Raw genomic sequence first — 20,111 nt, forward strand, 5'->3', positions numbered from 1 at the left:
TGCCTCAATAATGAATCGTGGTGGACTTGAAACGATGCTAATGAATTATTACAGAAAAGTCGATCGTTCAAAAATACAATTTGATTTTATGGTTAACCGAACGGAACGCGGTCATTACGATGATGAAATTGAAACACTTGGTGGAAAAATATATCGAATGCCTGCTATTAGACCTGGTAATTATCGTAAGTACTTTCGTATGCTAGATGAATTTTTTCAAAAAAATCCTGAGTACAAAGTTGTTCATTCCCATATTAATGAGAATAGTAGTTTTGTATTAAGAGCTGCTAAAAGAGCAGGAGTGCCATGTAGAATTGCCCATAGTCATATAAGCGATTTAGGATTGGATATTAAATTTCCATTTAGAATTTACGCAAGACTGGCTATGAAAGAGCAACCAAATCGTTATTTTGCTTGTTCAAATCAAGCTGGTCAGTGGTTATTTGGGAAGAAATCTCAAGAAAAGGTCATTATTCTAAATAATGCTGTAAATGTAGAGGAATTTAGGTTTAACCAAAATGAACGAGTGGAAATCCGAAGTGAGCTTAACGCAAAAGATCGTTTAGTTATAGGTCATATAGGTAGATTTAACAAACAAAAAAATCATGATTTCATTATTGATATTTTTAGTGAGGTACATAAAATAGATCCAACTGCACTTCTAGTTCTAGTAGGTGAGGGACATTTAAGAGATAGGATCGAGGAGAAAGTAAAAAAGTTAGGATTAACAAATCATGTACGTTTTCTAGGGGTTAGGAAAGACATTTCAAAACTGATGCAAGGCTTTGATTTATTCTTATTCCCTTCACTTTTTGAGGGGTTGCCTGTAGTTTTGGTAGAAGCTCAGGCAGCAGGGCTTAACTGTATAGTCTCTAATTCTATTACCAAAGAGACTGATATTACAGGCAAACTTCAATTTCTAAGTTTAAAAGATTCACCGACATTATGGGCAGAGAAAATCCTCTCATCTAGTGTAGACCATGTAGATACCTCTCAATTGTTACAAGAGAAGGGCTACGACACTGCAACAATGGCCAATTGGTTAACTAATTTTTACATTGAGAATACAACTGCGTAAGGTGAATGAATGATTGGAGGTACCTTAATGAAGAAGACCTTAACAGTTTTTACCCCAACATTTAATAGGGCATATTGTCTACATTTGTGCTACGAAAGTTTAAAAGGACAACATAACCAGGATTTTGTATGGTTAATTGTTGATGATGGTTCCACAGACAACACTAGGGAACTTGTCAAGAAATGGATTGAGGAAAATGAGATCGAGATAAATTACCATTATCAAGAAAATCAAGGTATGCACGGAGCTCATAATAAAGCATATCAGTTAATTGATACGGAACTGAATGTTTGTATAGACTCTGATGACTATATCGCAGATGATGCAGTCGCTAAAATACTATCGTTTTGGGCCAAATGTGGGAGTAACAAAGTTGCGGGAATCGTAGGTTTAGATGCAAATTATGAAGGTATGATAATTGGAACAAAGATGCCAGAAAATCTTACGAAAGCGACTCTATCTGATTTATATGGAAAACATAAAATAAAAGGGGACAAAAAGTTGGTGTATCGTACAGAGCTAACACGCACAACGCCTCCTTATCCCCTGTTTCCAGGTGAGAAGTATTGTCCGTTAAGTTATAAGTACATCTTGATTGATCAACAATACCCTCTATTAATTATGAATGAGGTTCTTTGTCATGTGGAATATTTAGCAGACGGTTCGAGTCTCAATATGATTAATCAGTATAAGAAAAACCCTCGGGGCTTTTCTTTTTTTCGTAAAGTAGCGATGAAATATGCTCCAACTTATAAAGAAAGATTAAGAGAAGCTATTCATTACGTATCTAGTAGTTTAATGATAAAAAACTACAAATTTTTAATAGAGTCACCATGTAAGTTAACTACTCTTTTGGCAACTCCGGTTGGAATGCTGTTGTACTTCTATATACTCAATACTAATAGGGCAACAGTAAAAAGTAATTAGTTTTAATTCCTTTATCGAAAGGATTTAATCAATGACTGTATTTTATCTTAATTTATCAATCGTTTATGTATTTGCATTATTGTCACGATTTGCTGCCAAAAGTACTGGGATAGATCCTACCTACATAAAGCCAAACAAAATCGCGGCATTTTTTGCTTTAGCTAGCTTGGTTTTAGTAGCCGGTCTTCAAAATAATGTAGGAGACACATATTACTATATGCATTCCTATAGAATTACTATTTTCAGTTTAGAAAATATTGATTTTAAAGGAGATTTTGGGTTTAATCTACTGCAGATGATACTACAGCAGATTTCAAGCGATCCTCAAATATTAATTTTTACAACTGCCTTATTAACCAATACACTGATTGTAATAACGCTGTACCATTACTCAAGATTATTTGATTTAAGTTTGTATGTATATATTACAATTGGATATTTTTTAGTTTCAATGAATGGTATTAGACAATACTTAGCAGCAGCCATCATATTTGCTGGAACTAAATTTTTGATTGCTGGGGATTGGAAAAAATATATGCTTCTTGTTCTTTTTGCATCAACAATACATCAAACAGCACTATTGCTGATCCCAATTTACTTTATTGTGAGATGGCCGGCCTGGTCAAAGTCAACTTATTTATTATTAGGAGGAAGTATTTTTATCGTTTTAAGCTTTAATACATTTATGGATCTATTGTTTAAAGCAATTGAAGAAACACAATATGGTGGATACAAAGATTTTCAAGAAGGCGGGGCTAATATTCTTAGAGTTGTCGTAGGTGCTGTTCCGGTTGTGATTGCTTACTTTGGAAGGGAAAAGCTCAAGAATATATTCCCTAAAAGTGATGTTATAGTTAATATGTCCATACTAGGCTTAGTTTTTCTTATAATATCGACACAAAATTGGATATTTGCTAGATTTGCTATTTACTTTGGACTGTATCAGTTGATTTTAATCTCTTGGATTGTCAAGGTTTTTAGAGAAAAAGATCAAAAACTAATCTATTATGGTGTTTTAATCTGTTATTTTATCTACTTTTATTATGAACATGTTATTGCGTTAAACATGTATTACAGAAGTGATTATATCAATTTTTGATATAGGGACTATAAATATCTTAAAGAATTCAATTAAATAATTGTCTGATAACACTAAATAGTAGTTAGGGCGGTGCTAAGGATGAAACGATTTATTGATTTATTAGTTGCAGCAACATTGTTAGTAATATTGCTTCCAATATTAATCGTTGTTGCATTATTAGTTAAAGTTAAAATAGGGTCACCGATCCTATTTAAACAACAACGCCCAGGACTATATAGTAAGCCTTTTTACCTTTATAAGTTCAGAACAATGACAGATGACAAAGACAGTGATGGTCAGCTATTGCCAGATTATATTCGCTTAACGGATTTTGGAAAGTTTCTTAGAAAATATAGTCTAGATGAATTACCGCAACTAATTAACGTTCTAAAAGGTGAGGTTAGTTTAATCGGTCCTAGACCGTTATTAATGGAGTATGTACCATTATATTCTGATCAACAATTGGTCCGTCAGAATGTGAAACCCGGGATCACCGGTTGGGCTCAGGTGAATGGGCGAAATGCAATTACTTGGGAAGAAAAATTCGAGTTGGATGTCTGGTACGTTCATAATCAAACGTTCTTTCTTGATATGAAGATATTAATGTTGACGGTGTTCAAAGTAATAAAATCTGAGGGGATCAATCAGCAAGGAAATGCCACGGTGGAACGTTTTAAAGGTTCCAACTTTCTAATAAGAGAGGGTTACGAATGAATATTGTTATAATAGGTCAAGGTGGCCATAGTAAAGTTATTGAGGATGTTATATTCGCAAATAGTGATGATCACATTGTTGGTTACTTAGATGATAAATATGAAGACGTAACCAGCATTAATCAGGCGTATTATGGACCTATTTCATTCGCACATGAAATGATTAATTCTTTTAATGAGATCAAGTTTGTAATAGGAATTGGTAATAATCAGATACGAAAAAAAATCGTTAAGCAGTTAAATTTCCCAGAACAATTCTATGCAACCCTTGTCCACCCATCAGCTGTGATTAGTCCTAGAGCACGAATTGGTTATGGAACAGTTATTATGGCTGGTGCCATTATTAACACTGATGCTAGAATTGGTCATCATACGATCATTAATACTAGTTCTGTAGTCGAACATGATAACTGGATTGGAGATTTTGTTCATATTTCTCCTAATGCAACGTTAACGGGTACTGATTATGTTGAAGAAGGAGTTCATGTAGGTGCAGGTGCAACGGTACTACCTAACATAACAATTGGTGAATGGGCGGTTATTGGTGGTGGTGCTACAGTCATTAAACATATTCCTCCCAATTGTACGGCTGTAGGAGTACCAGCTAAAATCATTGCGAAAGAGAGGGCTGAATTTGTCTAAATATAACAAGAGAATATTCTTATCACCCCCGCACATGAGTGGGATCGAAGAAAAGTTTGTAAAAGAAGCATTTGAGACAAATTGGATCGCCCCGCTCGGACCTAATGTAGACGCATTTGAGCAAGAATTAGCAAATTACGTAGGAGTCAATGAAGCTGTAGCCTTAAGTTCAGGTACTGCAGCCATTCATTTGGCTCTTATTTTATTAGGAGTAGAAAAAGGAGATAAAGTCTTCTGCTCGAGTCTTACCTTCGTCGCAAGTGCAAATCCCATTCTTTATCAGGGAGCAGAACCAGTATTTATTGACTCGGAGCCTGAGACTTGGAATATGTCGCCAGAAGCGTTATCTAAGGCAATGCAAGATGCAATGCTAGATGGAAAGCTACCTAAGGCTGTCATCGTTGTCAACCTCTATGGTCAAAGTGCAAAAATGGCCGAAATCGGTTCGATCTGTAATGAATATGGTGTCCCCATCATTGAGGATGCTGCAGAATCACTTGGTTCAACTTACGCAGGAAAGTCTAGTGGGTCATTTGGGACATTCGGAGTCTATTCTTTTAATGGTAACAAAATAATTACGACTTCAGGCGGTGGAATGCTAGTTTCTAATGATATTGAAGCGATCCAAAAAGCGCGTTTTTTAGCAACACAAGCAAGAGATCAAGCACTACACTATCAGCACAGTAAACTTGGCTTCAATTACCGGCTTAGTAATATTTTAGCAGGAGTAGGTAGAGGTCAGTTAACAGTATTAGAAGAAAGAGTCATTGCGAGAAGGCTAGTGTTTGAACGATACGTAGAACAGTTATTAGATCTACCTGGTATCACCTTTATGCCAGAGTTAGAAGGTACTCGCTCCAATCGGTGGCTAACTGCGTTAACAATCGATAAATCAGTAACAGGCTTCTCCGTGATGTCACTTATAGAAGCATTAGCTGAAGAAAATATCGAAGCTCGTCCAGTTTGGAAGCCGCTTCATAAGCAGCCCTTATTTGATGGCTGCTTATATTATCCTAATAACTCACATGAAAGTGTTTCGGAGCGATTATTTCAGACGGGGATTTGTTTACCTTCTGGAAGTAACTTATCAGAAGAAGAACAACTAAGAGTTATTAATTCTATTAGGAAGATGGTTGAGTTAAAGGTAACGTAATCTTGTACTCGAGAGGTGAACTATGAGTAGTGCTATACCAAAAGTTATTCACTATTGCTGGTTTGGTGGAAAAGAAAAACCTGAAATTGTGAAAAAATGTATACAATCTTGGAAAGAACATTTACCAGATTATGAATTGAAAGAATGGAATGAAAGTTCCTTCGATTTAAATAGTAATGCCTATGTAAAAGAAGCCTATGAAAATAAGAAATTTGCCTTTGTCAGTGATTACGTTAGGGTCTGTGCATTATATCATTACGGAGGAATTTACTTAGACACGGATGTAGAAGTATTTAAATCCTTTGATGATCTCTTGCACCATAATTCCTTTTGGGGATTTGAGCAGGGAAATTATATTGCAACAAGTACTATCGGCTCACAAAAGGGAAATCAGTTAATAAAGATTTTCTTAGACTCATATCAAGATAGAAAGTTCTTGAAGGATGATGGAAGTTTAGACGAGTTAACGAATGTGGCTGTCATTTCAAAGATATTAACAGACCAAGGCTTAACTCTAAGTGGGCAACGGCAGGAGATAGAGGGATTAGGAACCTTTTATCCGCAAACTTTTTTTTCACCTTATGATTATATTAATTGCAGGAAGTTTATAACAAATGACACATATGCAATGCATCATTTTTACAAAAGTTGGCTACCTCCCAAAGCAAGAATAAAAGGAAATCTAAAATTGATTGCTTCAAAGATTATAGGTGGTAATAACATAGCAAGAATTAGAAAGCTAGTCTCTAAAACGTAGGAGGAGCCCATGAAAAAAATATTAATAGCTTCCTTCGACATGGAAGTAGGCGGTGTTGAGAGAAGTTTAATCAGTATGCTAGAGAACTTTGATTATAGTAACTATGAAGTGGACTTAATGTTGTATCGTCATCAGGGTGATTTTATGAACCTTATACCTAATCAAGTCAATTTATTACCCGAAGTCCCTAAATATACTACATTCAGAAAATCAATAAGTGAATTAATTAAAGAAAAAAGCTTTGCTATTGGTGCAGCAAGACTTCTGGCAAAAGGTAATGCTGATATGCTAGGAAAATTAAAGAATATGACAGAACCAGGTTATTATCAAATGCAATTGATGTGGAGGTACGCCATTCCGTTTCTTCCCATTTTAGAGAAACAATACGATGTTGCTATAAGTTATCTTTGGCCACATGACTTTGTTGCTAAGAAAGTAAAAGCTAAGAAGAAAGTAGCTTGGATCCATACTGATTACTCTACTGTTGAAACGGATATAAAGATGGATCTCATAGTATGGAATGAATTTAATTATATTGTTGCAGTTTCTGAGGCGTGTAAACAATCATTTATAAAAAAATATCCTTCATTAGCTAATAAGGTATTAGTTATTGAAAATATAACCTCTCCGGAATTCATTAGAAAAATGGCAGATGAAGAAATTAATAATCCAATGGTTATAGATAAAAGATTTAAACTTGTGACTGTAGCTAGACTATCCCATGCAAAGGGAATTGATAATGCAGTAAGAGCTCTTAAACTCTTGAAGGAAAAAGGTTATAGAGATATTGCTTGGTACGTAGTTGGTTATGGTGGAGATGAAGAGATGATAAAGGAATTAATTGCTGAAAATGAATTGGAAGATAGTTTTATTTTATTAGGAAAGAAATTAAATCCTTACCCATTCATTAAACAAGCTGATTTATATGTTCAACCTTCTAGGTATGAAGGAAAGGCAGTTACAGTGACTGAAGCTATGGTATTAGGAAAACCTATTCTTATAACAGATTATTCAACAGCCAGTAGTCAGATTGACAATGGTATGAATGGAATTATTTGTGATTTGAGTATTACCGGAATTTCTGATGGTATAGAAAAGCTCTATCACAATAAACAATTAAGAGAAAAAATAATTAATAATAATCTTCGAAAAGACCATAACAATAAATTTGAGATAGAAAAACTTTATAAGAAATTACACGAGCACGGGCAGGTGCTAGAGAATTTTCAAGCTAAAGGAGTCATTTAAGTGAGTGCAAAAGTAAGTGTAATAATTCCGGTTTATAATGCTGAAGAGTATCTTCCAGATTGTATAGAATCACTTCTTGATCAGTCCTTATATGATTGTGAATTTATTTTTATTAATGATGGTTCAAAAGATGGAAGTCAAAAAGTTATCGAAAATTATAGAGAGAAAGATCACCGTATTGTTTTAATTAATCAGGAAAATCACGGAGTAAGCATTGCTAGGAATAAGGGTTTAAGTTTAGCTTCTGGAGAGTACGTAGGTTTTGTAGATGCGGATGATTATATTGAAAATGATATGTATGAAGTTCTCTATACCGAAGCCGAAATAAGTAATTGCGATTGTATAATTAGCAATTTCGAAAGTGAAATTGAGGGACATAAGGTTATTACAAAATATCCTTTTCCAGTGAATGTATTTTTAAATAGAGATTATATAAACAAAGAGATATTACCTTACTTTATCATGTTTGATAACTTAAACACAGCATGCAACAAATTATATAAAAATAAAATGATAGAAGAACATAATTTTAAATTTCCAGAAGGTGTTTCATTAGGTGAAGACGGGATGTTCAATATGTATTTTTTTAGCCAAGCTTCCTCTATTAAGTATATAGATTATACTGGGTATCACTACAGAGAAGTTAAAGGAAGTGCAACTAGGAATATCTTACAAAAAGATTACTTTAAAAGAGCACTAGAAGATTATGAATTAGAATTACCTATAAAATTATTATCCGATATTGATAAAAAAAGAGTGAAACAACTAAAATCTATTAGGCTAATAAGAAAAATTATGTCATACATACATGTGTATTTTTCACCTTCAGATGAAGTTAAATTTAAAACTAGATATGGTTACATAAAAAAGATGATTAGCCATCCCGTAATTCAAGAAGCACTGCCACAGTTTTATAGATTTAATAAAGAAAAGTTAGGTAGATATGAAAGAATGTTACTAAAAATGATAGAACAAAGATCAACAATTGGTCTTTATTTCCTTACTTCATATAGTAGATATAGAAATAAATAGTGTTATGGGGTGTTCAAATTGAAAATAATGATGTTTGCTCATGATGGTAGTTTAAATAGAGGTTGTGAGGCTATCGTTCGGTCCTCTACTAGTTTAATAAAGAATAAAATTAATACTGCTAAAGTTTTTCTAGCTTCAGGGAAACCAGAAACCGATAAAGTAATTACCCAATTGGACGGGATATACGACGGATCAAACCAAAACATTAAAAAGTTCTCATATCCTTGGTGGATATCTTCAATAAATGTAAAATTATTGAATAACGAATCTTATGCTTTAGGAAAAGTTCACCAAAATATTATCAAGCATATAGATAAGATGGATATTTATCTTTCAATTGGTGGTGACAACTATTGTTACGGTGAACAGCCAGGATGGTATGAAATTAACAGAAGAGTAAAAGCAAAAGGGAAAAAGTTAGTTTTATGGGGCTGTTCGATTGGTGAAGAAGATATGTCGGAGAGGAAGTTAGAGGATCTCAAGTTATTTGATCTAATTCTAGCTCGGGAAACACTTACTTACAATATGTTAAAAAACAAAGGGCTTAAAAATGTCAAATTATGTGCCGATTCAGCGTTTACAATGGAAAAGGAAGAACTAGAATTACCTGAAGGTTGGCAAGTTGGAAATACAATTGGCTTGAATTATAGTCCATTAGTTTTAAATAAAAACAATCAATCTGAATATGCAGTAAAAGAACTGATAAGTCACATCTTAAATACAACAAACTTTACAATAGCTCTAACACCACATGTAATTCAAGAGAGTAATAACGATTATGAAATACTTAATAAATTTTTTGAGGAATATGCGAATACAGGAAGAGTGATTATCCTTCCAGATAACTTAACTGCACCACAATACAAAGGTTATATTTCAAGAATGAAGTATTTTATTGGAGCAAGAACCCATGCGACAATTGCTGCTTATTCAACATTCGTGCCAACTATGGTATTAGGTTATAGTGTAAAGTCTAAAGGAATAGCCAAAGATTTGTTTGGTGAAGAAAAATTAGTATTAAATATAGATGAAATTTCAGATCCTACAAAACTAATTTCTAGTTTTGACGACATGGTTAAACAAGAAAAGGAAATTTTAGATAGCTTGAAAAAATCAGTACCAAACATAAAGAAAATGTCATACAAAGCGGTGGAATATTTAGAAGAGTTAGCAAAAAACTGAGGTGTGTTATGAAGCGGAATATATTATTTGTTATGCCTAGCTTATCTGCAGGGGGCGGAGAGAAAAGTTTAGTAAATTTATTATCTCAGATAGACTACAATCAATATAATGTCGATCTATTTCTGTTAAATCATGAAGGGATTTTTATGGAATATATACCAAAAGAAGTGAATGTCCTTCCTTTACCACAAAACTATATGAACTTTATCTTACCATTACATAAATCTGTTAGTGGCTTTATGAAGAATGGCAAGCTAAGTTTAGTTTATAACAGATTGATGTTCACTATGAAGAACAAATTATATAGTAATACTTCTATAAAAGAGCAATATAGCTGGAGAAATATTCGAAGCTCTTTGGAAACTTTGGAGAAAAAGTATGATGTAGCAATAGGATTTCTTGAGAAAAGTTCTACCTATTTTTGTGCTGAGAAAGTTAATGCTACGAAAAAGGTTGGGTGGGTCCATATTGATTATGACAAGTTAGGAATGGATCCCAAATTTGATGGCAAATACTTTGGAAAATTGGATCACATAATTACCGTGTCGGAAGAATGTTCAAAGATTCTTAAAGAACGATTTCCAAGTGAAAGTGAGAAAATTCGTGTTATATATAACATTGTATCTCCAAATATGATTAATAAAATGGCGGATCAAGGAAATGAAACTCCATATTCAAAAAAGGAGAATGAGGTTACAATCTTGTCTATTGGTAGACTACACTATCAAAAGGGATTTGATTTAGCTGTTAAAGCTTGCAAAATCTTAGTCGATAGAGGACACAGCCTTAAATGGCATATCATTGGTGAGGGTGATGAACGGGAAAAACTAACTAAACTAATAAAAGAAAATAATTTGGAAAATAATCTTATTCTATTAGGTCTAAAGTCTAACCCATATCCATATATCAAACATGCTGACATTTATGCTCAAACATCTAAGTTTGAAGGGAAATCAATAGCTATAGATGAAGCGAAAATTCTTCAAAAACCTATTGTAGTTACAAATTATAGTACAGCAAAAGATCAAATATTAAATGGAAATAATGGACTTATTGTAGAGATGGAAGATGTAGCTATCGCTGATGGGATTGAAAGATTAATAAAAGATCACAAGCTTAGAGAAAAATTAAAAGGAAATCTCTCAAAAGAATGTTTAAGCACAGAAGAAGAGATTAATAAATTATATAACCTTTTTAGGGTGTGAATAATAAATGAAGAAGAATGTACTTTTTATAATGAATAATTTAACATGTGGGGGAGCAGAGAAAGCTCTAATTTCACTATTAGAAACTATCGATTATTCCGTTTATAATGTTGATTTATTCTTGTTTAAACATAATGGCATCTTCCTTAGTAAAATTCCGAGTCAGGTAAATCTATTGGAAGAACCTTTAAAATTTAAATATTTTGATATGTCAATAAAGACAGCATTAAAAGAGTTGGTAAAAGAAGGAGATTTAGTTTCGGCCTTTTCTCGAATATGTGCCGGATTTATTTTTAACAAGGAGAAAAATAGAGCTCGATGTGAACAAAGGGTATGGAAATTTTTATCCAGGTCTATGAAACCACTAGAAAAAGAGTATGATGTTGCGATTGGATACTTAGAAAAAAATCCAATTTATTTTTGTATTGAGAAGGTTCAAGCAAAAAAGAAAATAGGATTTATTCATAATGATTATATAAAATTAGACATGGATCCGAATCTCGACCATAAATACTTCAATAAATTAAATAATATTATTACAGTGTCTGAAGAATGTGCGGATGTATTAAAGAAAAAATTCCCGATGTATAAAGAGAAAGTTTCAGTAATGTATAATATCGTTTCACCAAATATCATAAATAAAATGGCTACTGAAAAGATAGACTTATCATATAAAGGAATTAAAATTATTTCTGTTGGTAGATTAAACTATCAAAAAGGTTATGAATTAGCAATAGATGCATGTAAACAATTAGCACAACAAGGATATGATTTTAAGTGGTACGTGATTGGAGAGGGAGAAGAAAGGCTTAAATTGGAAGAACTAATAAAAATAAACAACCTTGAAGAGAGATTTATATTATTAGGATTAAAAGAAAACCCATATCCGTATATTCGAGAGGCGGATATTTATGTTCAATCTTCTAGGTTTGAAGGAAAGTCGATAGCTATTGATGAAGCGAAGATTTTGAATAAACCAATTATAGTAACTAATTTCAGTACAGCAAAGGATCAAATTAAACATGGAGAAAATGGATTAATTGTTGAAATGAATGGGAAGTCAATAGCTGAAGGTATTGAAAATGTTATAGAAGATCAAGCACTAAGAAATAGAATAAAACTAAGTTTATCTAAAGAGAAATTGGGAACTGAAGAAGAAATCAATAAACTGTACAACTATTTCAATGCTGTTTAGAGAGGGTTTATAGATATGTTTTTACAAGAGATATTAATTTTATTTTTAGGCATAATAACTGTAATTATGCTAATTGACGTTGTACCAATCTTTAAAGACTGGTTAAATAGAATTCATATTGGAAGATACATTAATAAAATTGAATGGAAGCGTTCTATTACAGAAGTGGGAATAAACTGGTTGAATAAAACACCTAAGATTAAAGTTACGGATAATACAAGATTAGTAGTTATTGATATGTTAAAGGGGAATTATACAAAAAGCACAATCCAACATTGGCAAGAAGCAGCAATATTGTTAGGCTTAGCTGAACACGTAAAAAATAGCAACGATGAAAACTGTAAACAAGAAATAATAAAGTATCTTGATAATAAATTCGATAAGCAATTTCAATGGGCTGAAAAACCAATTCATGTTGATGGAGCTATCTTAGCTTATGCAATTATGAAATTGAACTTTATTGAAACGGATAAATACAAACCTGCATTAGACTATGTATGGGAACTAATTAAAGAACATACCGGTGAAGACGGAACCGTAGGATATAGGAAATCTATGATGAACTACAGATATGTAGATACAATAGGTTTTATATGTCCTTTTTTAGTTGCTTATGGTGTTAAATATAACAAGGAAGAATGTATTGATTTAGCAGTTAAGCAATTAAAAGAGTATGAGATTTATGGGATGCTAGGTCAACATCATATACCTTGTCACGCATACAAAGTTGATAATAAGGTTCCATTAGGGCTATATGGGTGGGGACGAGGACTAGGTTGGTATGCAATTGGTCTAATTGATGCATGGAATGAGTTACCAGAAAAACATAAGTATAAGCCCCTATTAGAAGATAGTGTAAGAGTTTTTGCAAAGGCTATAATAGGCTTCCAACAGCCAAACGGTTCTTGGAACTGGACTATAACTAGAACGGAAGCTCGACCAGATTCTTCAACGACAGCCACATTAGCATGGTTCTTAATAAATGCTTCAAAAACAGAGGGGCTATCGGCATTAAGTATAGAAAGTGCTGAGAAGGCAATTAATTACTTAATGAGTGTAACCAGAAGATATGGTGCAGTCGACTTTTCACAAGGAGATACGAAAGATATTGGAGTCTATTCAATGTTATTTAGTATTTTACCCTTCACACAGGGGTTTTGTATTCGTATTATAAACCATCTAAACATAAGGTAGTGTAATAATGAGAATAAAACATTCAATCTTTAACATAGCAGCAGGGTTAGGGAGTCAAGTAATCATAACAGCTCTAAGTTTTATTTCAAGAACGGTATTTATCACGTACCTTGGTATTGAATACCTTGGTATTAGTGGGTTATTTACAAGTATCTTAGCAATGTTAGCTCTTGCTGAAGCTGGTATTGGTTCTAGTATTATCTATAGTTTATATAAACCTGTCGCTGATAATAATCATGAAAAAATTAATGTATTAATGAAATTATACAGAAATGCTTATATGGTAATAGCAGGAGTAGTTCTAGTATTAGGACTCTCTATAATGCCGTTTCTTCATGTTTTTGTAAATGATACAAGTGTTGATAATATTATTCTCATTTACCTAATATTCTTGATTAACACAGTATTACCTTATTTATATTTACACAAGCATTCTTTTTTGAATGTCTGTCAAAAAACATATATCATTACTGGTATCTTTACTGTTTCATCAATTGTTTCTGTTATACTAAAAATCGCCATTTTATATTACACGCAGAATTTTATATTATATCTAGCTGTTGAAAGTTTTATAACGATGGCGACGAGTATTATATTAGCGGTTATTGTAAATAAAATGTATCCGTTCTTAAAAGAAAGGGTTAAAGCAAAGTTAGATCCTGAAACCAAAGCAAATATCATTAAAAATATTAAAGCAATCGTATTGCAAAATATAGGTGTTTATTTAGTTTTTGGAACTGATAATATTATTATATCAACTTTTGTAAGTGTTACCGCAGTAGGGCTTTATTCTAATTATCATATGTTAATTGAAATTTGTAGAACCTTTGTAAATCAAATTTTTAATAACATATACCATAGTGTCGGAAATCTTGTTGCAAGTGAAACAAGAGAGAAGATTTATAGTATTTATAAAGTCACAATGTTACTCAATTTCTGGCTATATTCATTATTTACGATTTGTTTATTAATTCTTCTTGAACCTTTTCTAACAATATGGATAGGTACAGAATTTTTAATGAGCCATGGTATCCTCTTCGTGCTTATGATTATTTTCTATGAACGAGGAATGAGAAATGCTATCACAACAGTGAAAAATACTTCTGGGATTTTTCATGAGGATCGCTTTGCTCCGTTATGCCAGGCAGCCGTAAATCTTATCGTTTCAATAGTTTTAGTTCACCATATAGGAATAATAGGTGTGTTTATTGGAACGTTAGTTAGCGCCTTAATTGTTCCATTTTGGGTAACACCTTATTTCGTTTATAAAAAAGTATTTGGTCTCTCCTTAGTTAGTTACTTTACTAAGTACTTCTCATTAATAGCAATTGGTATAGCAACTTACCTGTTTACTAATTTTGTTTCTAGTTTTATCACAATAAATAGTATTCCTTCATTTTTAATTAGCGCATGTATCTGTCTACTAATTCCTAATATGATTTATGTTAGCATTTTCTATAAAACAAAGGAATTTCAGTACTTATTACAAGTAGTCAAAACATTAGTCTCAATACTTACTGAAAGATTAGGAAAGAAAACAAGTGTAAGGAAAAATGCAGCATCATAACATTGAGATCTCTCCAGAGGTCTCTCTTTTTTTTATGTAGATCTATTAAAGGAGGATCCTAAATGAATATCCTAGTTACAGGTGGAGCCGGTTATATCGGCAGTCATACGTGTGTTGAATTATTAAACAATGGCCATGAGGTAATAGTAGTTGATAATTTATCAAATAGTAAAATCGAAGCTTTAGATAGAGTAACGAAAATAACGGGCAAAGAAATTAAATTCTATCAAATAGATTTATTAGACAAAGTTTCACTACACAAAGTTTTTGCTCAAAATGAGATTGACGCTGTTATCCATTTTGCTGGATTAAAAGCAGTAGGGGAATCAGTAACACTCCCGCTAAGATATTATCAAAATAATATTACTGGTACTTTAAATTTATGCGAAGTGATGGAACATAATGGTGTATATAAGATGGTCTTTAGCTCGTCAGCAACTGTGTATGGCTTACAAGAAACTGTTCCACTTACAGAAGATATGCCACTTCAGGCTATTAATCCATATGGTAGGACAAAACTAATGATTGAAGAGATATTAGAAGACCTTAATCTGTCAAATAAAAACTGGAGCATTGCATTATTACGCTATTTTAATCCAGTAGGTGCCCATCATAGTGGCTTAATTGGTGAAGATCCAAGTGGTATCCCTAATAATCTTGTTCCGTATATCACTCAGGTTGCAGTAGGCCAATTACCAAAATTAAATGTTTATGGTGGAGATTACCCTACTCCTGATGGAACAGGGGTTAGAGATTATATTCATGTTGTTGATTTAGCAGTTGGTCACATTAAGGCTCTTGAACGTATTATGATGGTAAATGGAGTAGCTGCTTATAATCTTGGCACTGGTACTGGATACAGTGTATTAGAAGTGATTTCTACCTTTGAAAGAGTAATAGGAAAAAAAATTCCGTATAGTGTAATAGAACGAAGACCAGGCGACATTGCAATAAGCTATGCAAATCCACATAAGGCAAAAGTAGAACTCGATTGGACTTCAACCAAAGGATTGGTACAGATGTGTGAGGATTCATGGCAATGGCAAGTGGAAAACCCTACTGGTTATGAAAGGAAAGACGAATTAAATGTTTAGCTTATGTCACGAATTTAATCTTTTACTAAAGGAGAGATAAATTTGTGGCATTTCCTAATACTTTCTGTTCTCAATTTACTTGATGGGATTTTTACTTTTTGGGGCTTGTCATTCAACTTTATAACGGAAGCAAATCCGTTGATGGATTGGTTGTGGATGAAGAGCCCCTGGCTTTTTATTGGATTTAAAGTATTTCTAAGCTCTTCAATAATAATACTCGCCTTCCATTCGAAGCATCTCTCTAACCAAAGAAGATGGAAAATTTTCTTATTGTTAGTTAATGTGTTGTATAGCTTTATACTATTTCTTCATTTTTATTGGGTTGGGAATCTAATATTTTTATCCTTTTAACTTATTTTTGTACAAACTTTTTGGGGAACTTTGCACTACAGTTTTCCAAAATATATTCAAGATGGACATAATAAGAGTCATTTTTTCTGCTCATAACAAGCAAAATAAACAGGGGAGAAATCCTAGTTCATAATATAGACATGGTGTAAGGATGTTACAAAATAACAATTTAACCTAGGATGAAAAATGTTCCATGGGGTTATTGTAGACTAGTAAATCAAGGGTGTTAAAAATTTCAGTTTTCAAAATCTAGTACACAGTTGCCCCATGAATTAAGTTTAATCTTCGCTCCGTTAGTAAATCAATCTTCTACGTCTACCGTAAAAGTCGAAAAACCACCGCTTCACAGCCACTAATTTTAACCTCAATTGGAAAACTCAAATATTATTATTTTTCTTAAATAGATAGCCTATACGAATAACTGTTTACTAATAAAATCCGCACTTCTATAGTGTAAAGTACAATCAACCCACTGTTATTAAAAGTATATATAAGTAGCTAACTATCTTTTCTTTTTAAGAGCTTTAAAGAATGGTGGTGACTAAAGTCAAATGGAACAAGAAAATATTGGCTTGAGAATTGATGGAGGGTTATTTAAAACTATTACGATTGACGGTGGAGATTTTTTTAACGAATTATGGGATGTATTTATTGACGGAGGGTATCTTTAAATTTAGAAAGGGGGATTAAGTTTGTCTTACAAAATTATTTTAAGACGTGGCTTAAAAGAAGATTTACCGAATTTAGACGAAGGTGAATTAGGATATTGTATAGATACGAAAGAAATATTTGTTGGCTCAAATGATGGAAATCAAAAGTTGGCAGATCACTTTTCAATTCAAGAACTACTCAATTTTAAGGCTAACAAAGAAGAAGTTGATATACAATTCGAAGATGTTGCCTCTAAATTCGATAAAAAAGCAAGTATGGATTATGTTAATGAACAATTAGTCACTAAAGCGGACATATCACATGACCACACTTTAAATAGTATAACAGATGTTGATACTTCAACAAGTTTACCGAAAAATGGAGACGTTTTAGTATATCAAAATGGAACGTGGAAACCTTCAGAGAATAAAAATTCTGAATCGGTTAGAGGTAATATGTATGTGATTGAATTGGATCGTTGGGGAATAACGCAAGGAATTCCTAGTAAACCATATGTTGATGCAGATTATATTCGGGCTGATTTAAATATCCAAGGAATAAATAATGCCCTATCTTTTGCTAAAAGTAATGACTTTACTAATGTAGTGTTACCACGGGGCGATTATGCCTTATGCTATCCAAGAACTATTCAAATGGAAAGCCATATGACCTTTCATTTAAATGGTTCTACTCTTAAGGTTATTTATGACTCTGATAAAAAATCACCTTTTGATACACGGACTGGGAGTGATTTTTATAACTTTATTGGGACGAGTATTACGTTTAGTAATGTATCTAATACCCATTTAATAGGTGGTACACTAATAGGGTGTAGGGCGGATCGTAGTTTTGCAAATCCTAATGAGCGTAGCCAAGAACACACGTATGGGATATTACTGACTCGAGGAACAAGTTTTAGTTCAATCAAGAACTGCGTCGTTAGAGATTTTATGGGGGATGGAATATCTATGGATAGTAGATCTCCTGAACAATTGGCTGAATTTAATTTGAATTTAACATTAAACAGTATAGATTCCACTGGTCAATTAATCCCTTCTAATAATTCATTAACCTCAGGTTTTATTACACTAAGAGATTATTCAGTTTTCTCAATTGCGGGACTTGGATATAGTAGAGTAACAAATATATTAACAAAAGAAGTTGATGTATTTTTTTATCGAGAGGACAATAGTTATTTATCAAAACGTCAAATGAATCAAAAAATATATACTCAAATTACAGCACCTATAGGAGCAAAGAAAGTAAGATTTGTGTTCAGGCAAGAAACAAATCCTCTAAAGAATATGAGTATTACTTTACGGTATGGTAACCCTCCTCATCACAATATAATTGAAAAAAATGAAATTCTAGCCAACCATAGAGGCGGTATTACTCTAGGTGGTAGTTATAATGTCATTCAGCATAATGTAATTAGAGATAATGGATATCATCAATTAGATGATAAACCATTATTCAATGATCCAACTAGATATGGAATTAATCAAGAAGACTCCTACGGAGATAATTGCGTTATCAGGCACAATCTTATTTACAACACAAATCATGGAATTCTTGCAGGATGTTACTCAATTCATATTGAAAACAACCATATTTATAATGTTACAGGTATAGGAATTAATCTATATACTCTTTCTTTTGCTACAGTAAAGGGAAATTACCTATATCGATGTGGCGCTAGTGCATTTGGATTAATGACAGCCAATTTACCAGGAGCTCATGTTCACATTACTGATAATAGCGTCCATCATGGTATCGTAAATCTTAACAGTTCTAATGGCTACACTTTAGCTGTTAGAGGAAATACATTTATAAACGTTGAGAGAATTAATATGCCAAATTCTTCAACGAATGTGTTTAAAGAAAATATTGTAAAGTTCACTAGCCAATATCAAGGAAATGAATCTGTCATGTTAATTAATAAAATTCAACAATGTATTTACGAATCAGAACTAACCAATCTTCTAAGAGTTCACTTTATCACAAATGAAATGAATGGAAATACTTTTCATAACATTAATGTTTATTTAGATACAAGGAATAGTAACCAACAGAGAGAAGAAGTAAAAGTTCAAGATTGTTATTTTTCATATAGTAGATTAGATAATCATATTTTTGGAAGAAAGGAAAGGGAAGTTAATGTTTCTGGAAGTGTTTTTCAAAACTCAAGACTATATGTCGGTAATATAAATAAACCAAATGAAAATCCTTTACTATCAGTAGAAGATAGTAAATTTTTCATAAACTCAATTACTACTCTAATTAATAATGACATTAATAACGAAGATGGCTATGGAATTATTATCTTAAAAAACTGTGACATTGAAATAGCGAACGCAAATTTTGGTCCTTTAATTACAAATGCATTTACAAGGAATACATTTGAATTTTATATGAAAAACTGTAAGTTAATGTATTCTGGTAGTGATATGTTAAACCTAGCATACTATAGTAGATTAACAAGTATGAGGAAATTTATTTCTGCTAATAATCAGTTTGTGAATATTAACGCACCTGCTGAAGACACAGATTTTTTTGTAGGATATGACCCTGAAACCCATAACATTAACGAACCTAGTAAAGGCTACTACCATTCAACCAAGATTATCTATAATGCTAATCCAATTAAAGGCGGATATATAGGTTGGGTTTGTATCCAAGAAGGTTTTGCAAATCAAAACTTCTGGGAGGGAAATACTAGTTATCCTGTTGGAAAATTAATTAATGCCAATAACAATGTATATGAATGTACATCTGCTGGAACAACAGGTACTACACCACCGTCACATTCCTCTGGCACTGCCAATGATGGGTCTGTTAGTTGGTTATTTAGGGGTAAAAGGGCCAGGTTTGCTCCCTTTGGCTTAATAAAAGCTGACTAAGTTTACTATGTGAGTAAATATCTTTAACCTTAGTTCTGTATGAGCTAAGGTTATTCCTATTTTCAAGAATGAAGATTTGGAAAAAGGAAAAAAATAAATAAATAAAAATCAGAACAAAAATTAACACTTGTTCTTAATAAA

General features: G+C 32.6%; 17 protein-coding genes. All 17 read left to right on the forward strand.

Features of this window, described 5'->3' with window-relative positions; genetic code table 11:
* Positions 1 to 10: 10 nt before the first annotated feature.
* The 17 genes from ACK4M9_RS04575 (at position 11) to ACK4M9_RS04655 (ending at position 19,970) form a co-directional block, all read left to right on the forward strand.
* Entirely contained in the window at positions 11 to 1,078 is a 1,068-nt protein-coding gene (locus tag ACK4M9_RS04575) for a glycosyltransferase family 1 protein (protein WP_409848411.1), read from the forward strand.
* A gap of 27 nt (positions 1,079 to 1,105) precedes the next feature.
* Complete coding sequence (locus ACK4M9_RS04580) at positions 1,106 to 2,005, forward strand: glycosyltransferase family 2 protein (protein ID WP_409848412.1); 900 nt, start codon at positions 1,106 to 1,108, stop codon at positions 2,003 to 2,005.
* Between the two features lie 31 nt (positions 2,006 to 2,036).
* Entirely contained in the window at positions 2,037 to 3,104 is a 1,068-nt protein-coding gene (locus ACK4M9_RS04585; RefSeq protein ID WP_409848413.1) for an EpsG family protein, read from the forward strand.
* A gap of 81 nt (positions 3,105 to 3,185) precedes the next feature.
* Entirely contained in the window at positions 3,186 to 3,800 is a 615-nt protein-coding gene (locus ACK4M9_RS04590; RefSeq protein ID WP_409848415.1) for a sugar transferase, read from the forward strand.
* Positions 3,797 to 4,441: an acetyltransferase gene (locus ACK4M9_RS04595; protein ID WP_409848417.1), complete on the forward strand. Its 645-nt coding sequence runs from the start codon at positions 3,797 to 3,799 to the stop codon at positions 4,439 to 4,441. The genes ACK4M9_RS04590 and ACK4M9_RS04595 overlap by 4 nt, the downstream gene beginning before the upstream one ends.
* A 34-nt stretch (positions 4,442 to 4,475) precedes the next feature.
* Positions 4,476 to 5,594 carry a DegT/DnrJ/EryC1/StrS family aminotransferase gene (locus ACK4M9_RS04600; RefSeq protein ID WP_409848713.1) on the forward strand — a complete coding sequence of 373 codons (1,119 nt, stop codon included), beginning with the start codon at positions 4,476 to 4,478 and terminating at the stop codon, positions 5,592 to 5,594.
* A 22-nt stretch (positions 5,595 to 5,616) separates the two neighbouring features.
* Positions 5,617 to 6,351 (forward strand): glycosyltransferase family 32 protein, encoded by a 735-nt coding sequence (locus ACK4M9_RS04605; protein ID WP_409848418.1) that lies wholly within the window; start codon positions 5,617 to 5,619, stop codon positions 6,349 to 6,351.
* Positions 6,352 to 6,360: 9 nt separating this feature from the next.
* The gene (locus ACK4M9_RS04610) at positions 6,361 to 7,599 is read left to right on the forward strand and encodes a glycosyltransferase (RefSeq protein WP_409848420.1); all 1,239 of its coding nucleotides are present in this window, start codon (positions 6,361 to 6,363) and stop codon (positions 7,597 to 7,599) included.
* Positions 7,600 to 8,631: a glycosyltransferase family 2 protein gene (locus ACK4M9_RS04615; RefSeq protein ID WP_409848422.1), complete on the forward strand. Its 1,032-nt coding sequence runs from the start codon at positions 7,600 to 7,602 to the stop codon at positions 8,629 to 8,631.
* 18 nt (positions 8,632 to 8,649) lie between these two features.
* On the forward strand, positions 8,650 to 9,813 hold the full coding sequence (locus tag ACK4M9_RS04620; protein WP_409848423.1) for a polysaccharide pyruvyl transferase family protein: 1,164 nt from the start codon (positions 8,650 to 8,652) through the stop codon (positions 9,811 to 9,813).
* An 8-nt stretch (positions 9,814 to 9,821) separates the two neighbouring features.
* Positions 9,822 to 11,018, forward strand: a complete 1,197-nt coding sequence (locus ACK4M9_RS04625) for a glycosyltransferase (RefSeq protein WP_409848425.1) — start codon at positions 9,822 to 9,824, stop codon at positions 11,016 to 11,018.
* Between the two features lie 7 nt (positions 11,019 to 11,025).
* Positions 11,026 to 12,213 carry a glycosyltransferase gene (locus ACK4M9_RS04630; RefSeq protein WP_409848427.1) on the forward strand — a complete coding sequence of 396 codons (1,188 nt, stop codon included), beginning with the start codon at positions 11,026 to 11,028 and terminating at the stop codon, positions 12,211 to 12,213.
* Between the two features lie 15 nt (positions 12,214 to 12,228).
* Positions 12,229 to 13,407 (forward strand): glycoside hydrolase family 88 protein, encoded by a 1,179-nt coding sequence (locus ACK4M9_RS04635; protein WP_409848429.1) that lies wholly within the window; start codon positions 12,229 to 12,231, stop codon positions 13,405 to 13,407.
* 7 nt (positions 13,408 to 13,414) lie between these two features.
* Positions 13,415 to 14,974 carry a lipopolysaccharide biosynthesis protein gene (locus ACK4M9_RS04640; RefSeq protein ID WP_409848430.1) on the forward strand — a complete coding sequence of 520 codons (1,560 nt, stop codon included), beginning with the start codon at positions 13,415 to 13,417 and terminating at the stop codon, positions 14,972 to 14,974.
* 62 nt (positions 14,975 to 15,036) lie between these two features.
* Positions 15,037 to 16,068: a UDP-glucose 4-epimerase GalE gene (gene galE, locus ACK4M9_RS04645; RefSeq protein ID WP_409848431.1), complete on the forward strand. Its 1,032-nt coding sequence runs from the start codon at positions 15,037 to 15,039 to the stop codon at positions 16,066 to 16,068.
* A gap of 42 nt (positions 16,069 to 16,110) precedes the next feature.
* The gene (locus tag ACK4M9_RS04650; protein ID WP_409848432.1) at positions 16,111 to 16,419 is read left to right on the forward strand and encodes a DUF5658 family protein; all 309 of its coding nucleotides are present in this window, start codon (positions 16,111 to 16,113) and stop codon (positions 16,417 to 16,419) included.
* A gap of 692 nt (positions 16,420 to 17,111) precedes the next feature.
* Entirely contained in the window at positions 17,112 to 19,970 is a 2,859-nt protein-coding gene (locus ACK4M9_RS04655; protein WP_409848433.1) for a hyaluronate lyase N-terminal domain-containing protein, read from the forward strand.
* Positions 19,971 to 20,111: the final 141 nt, after the last annotated feature.

The organism is Anaerobacillus sp., assembly GCF_046314235.1.
GTDB lineage: Bacteria > Bacillota > Bacilli > Bacillales > Anaerobacillaceae > Anaerobacillus.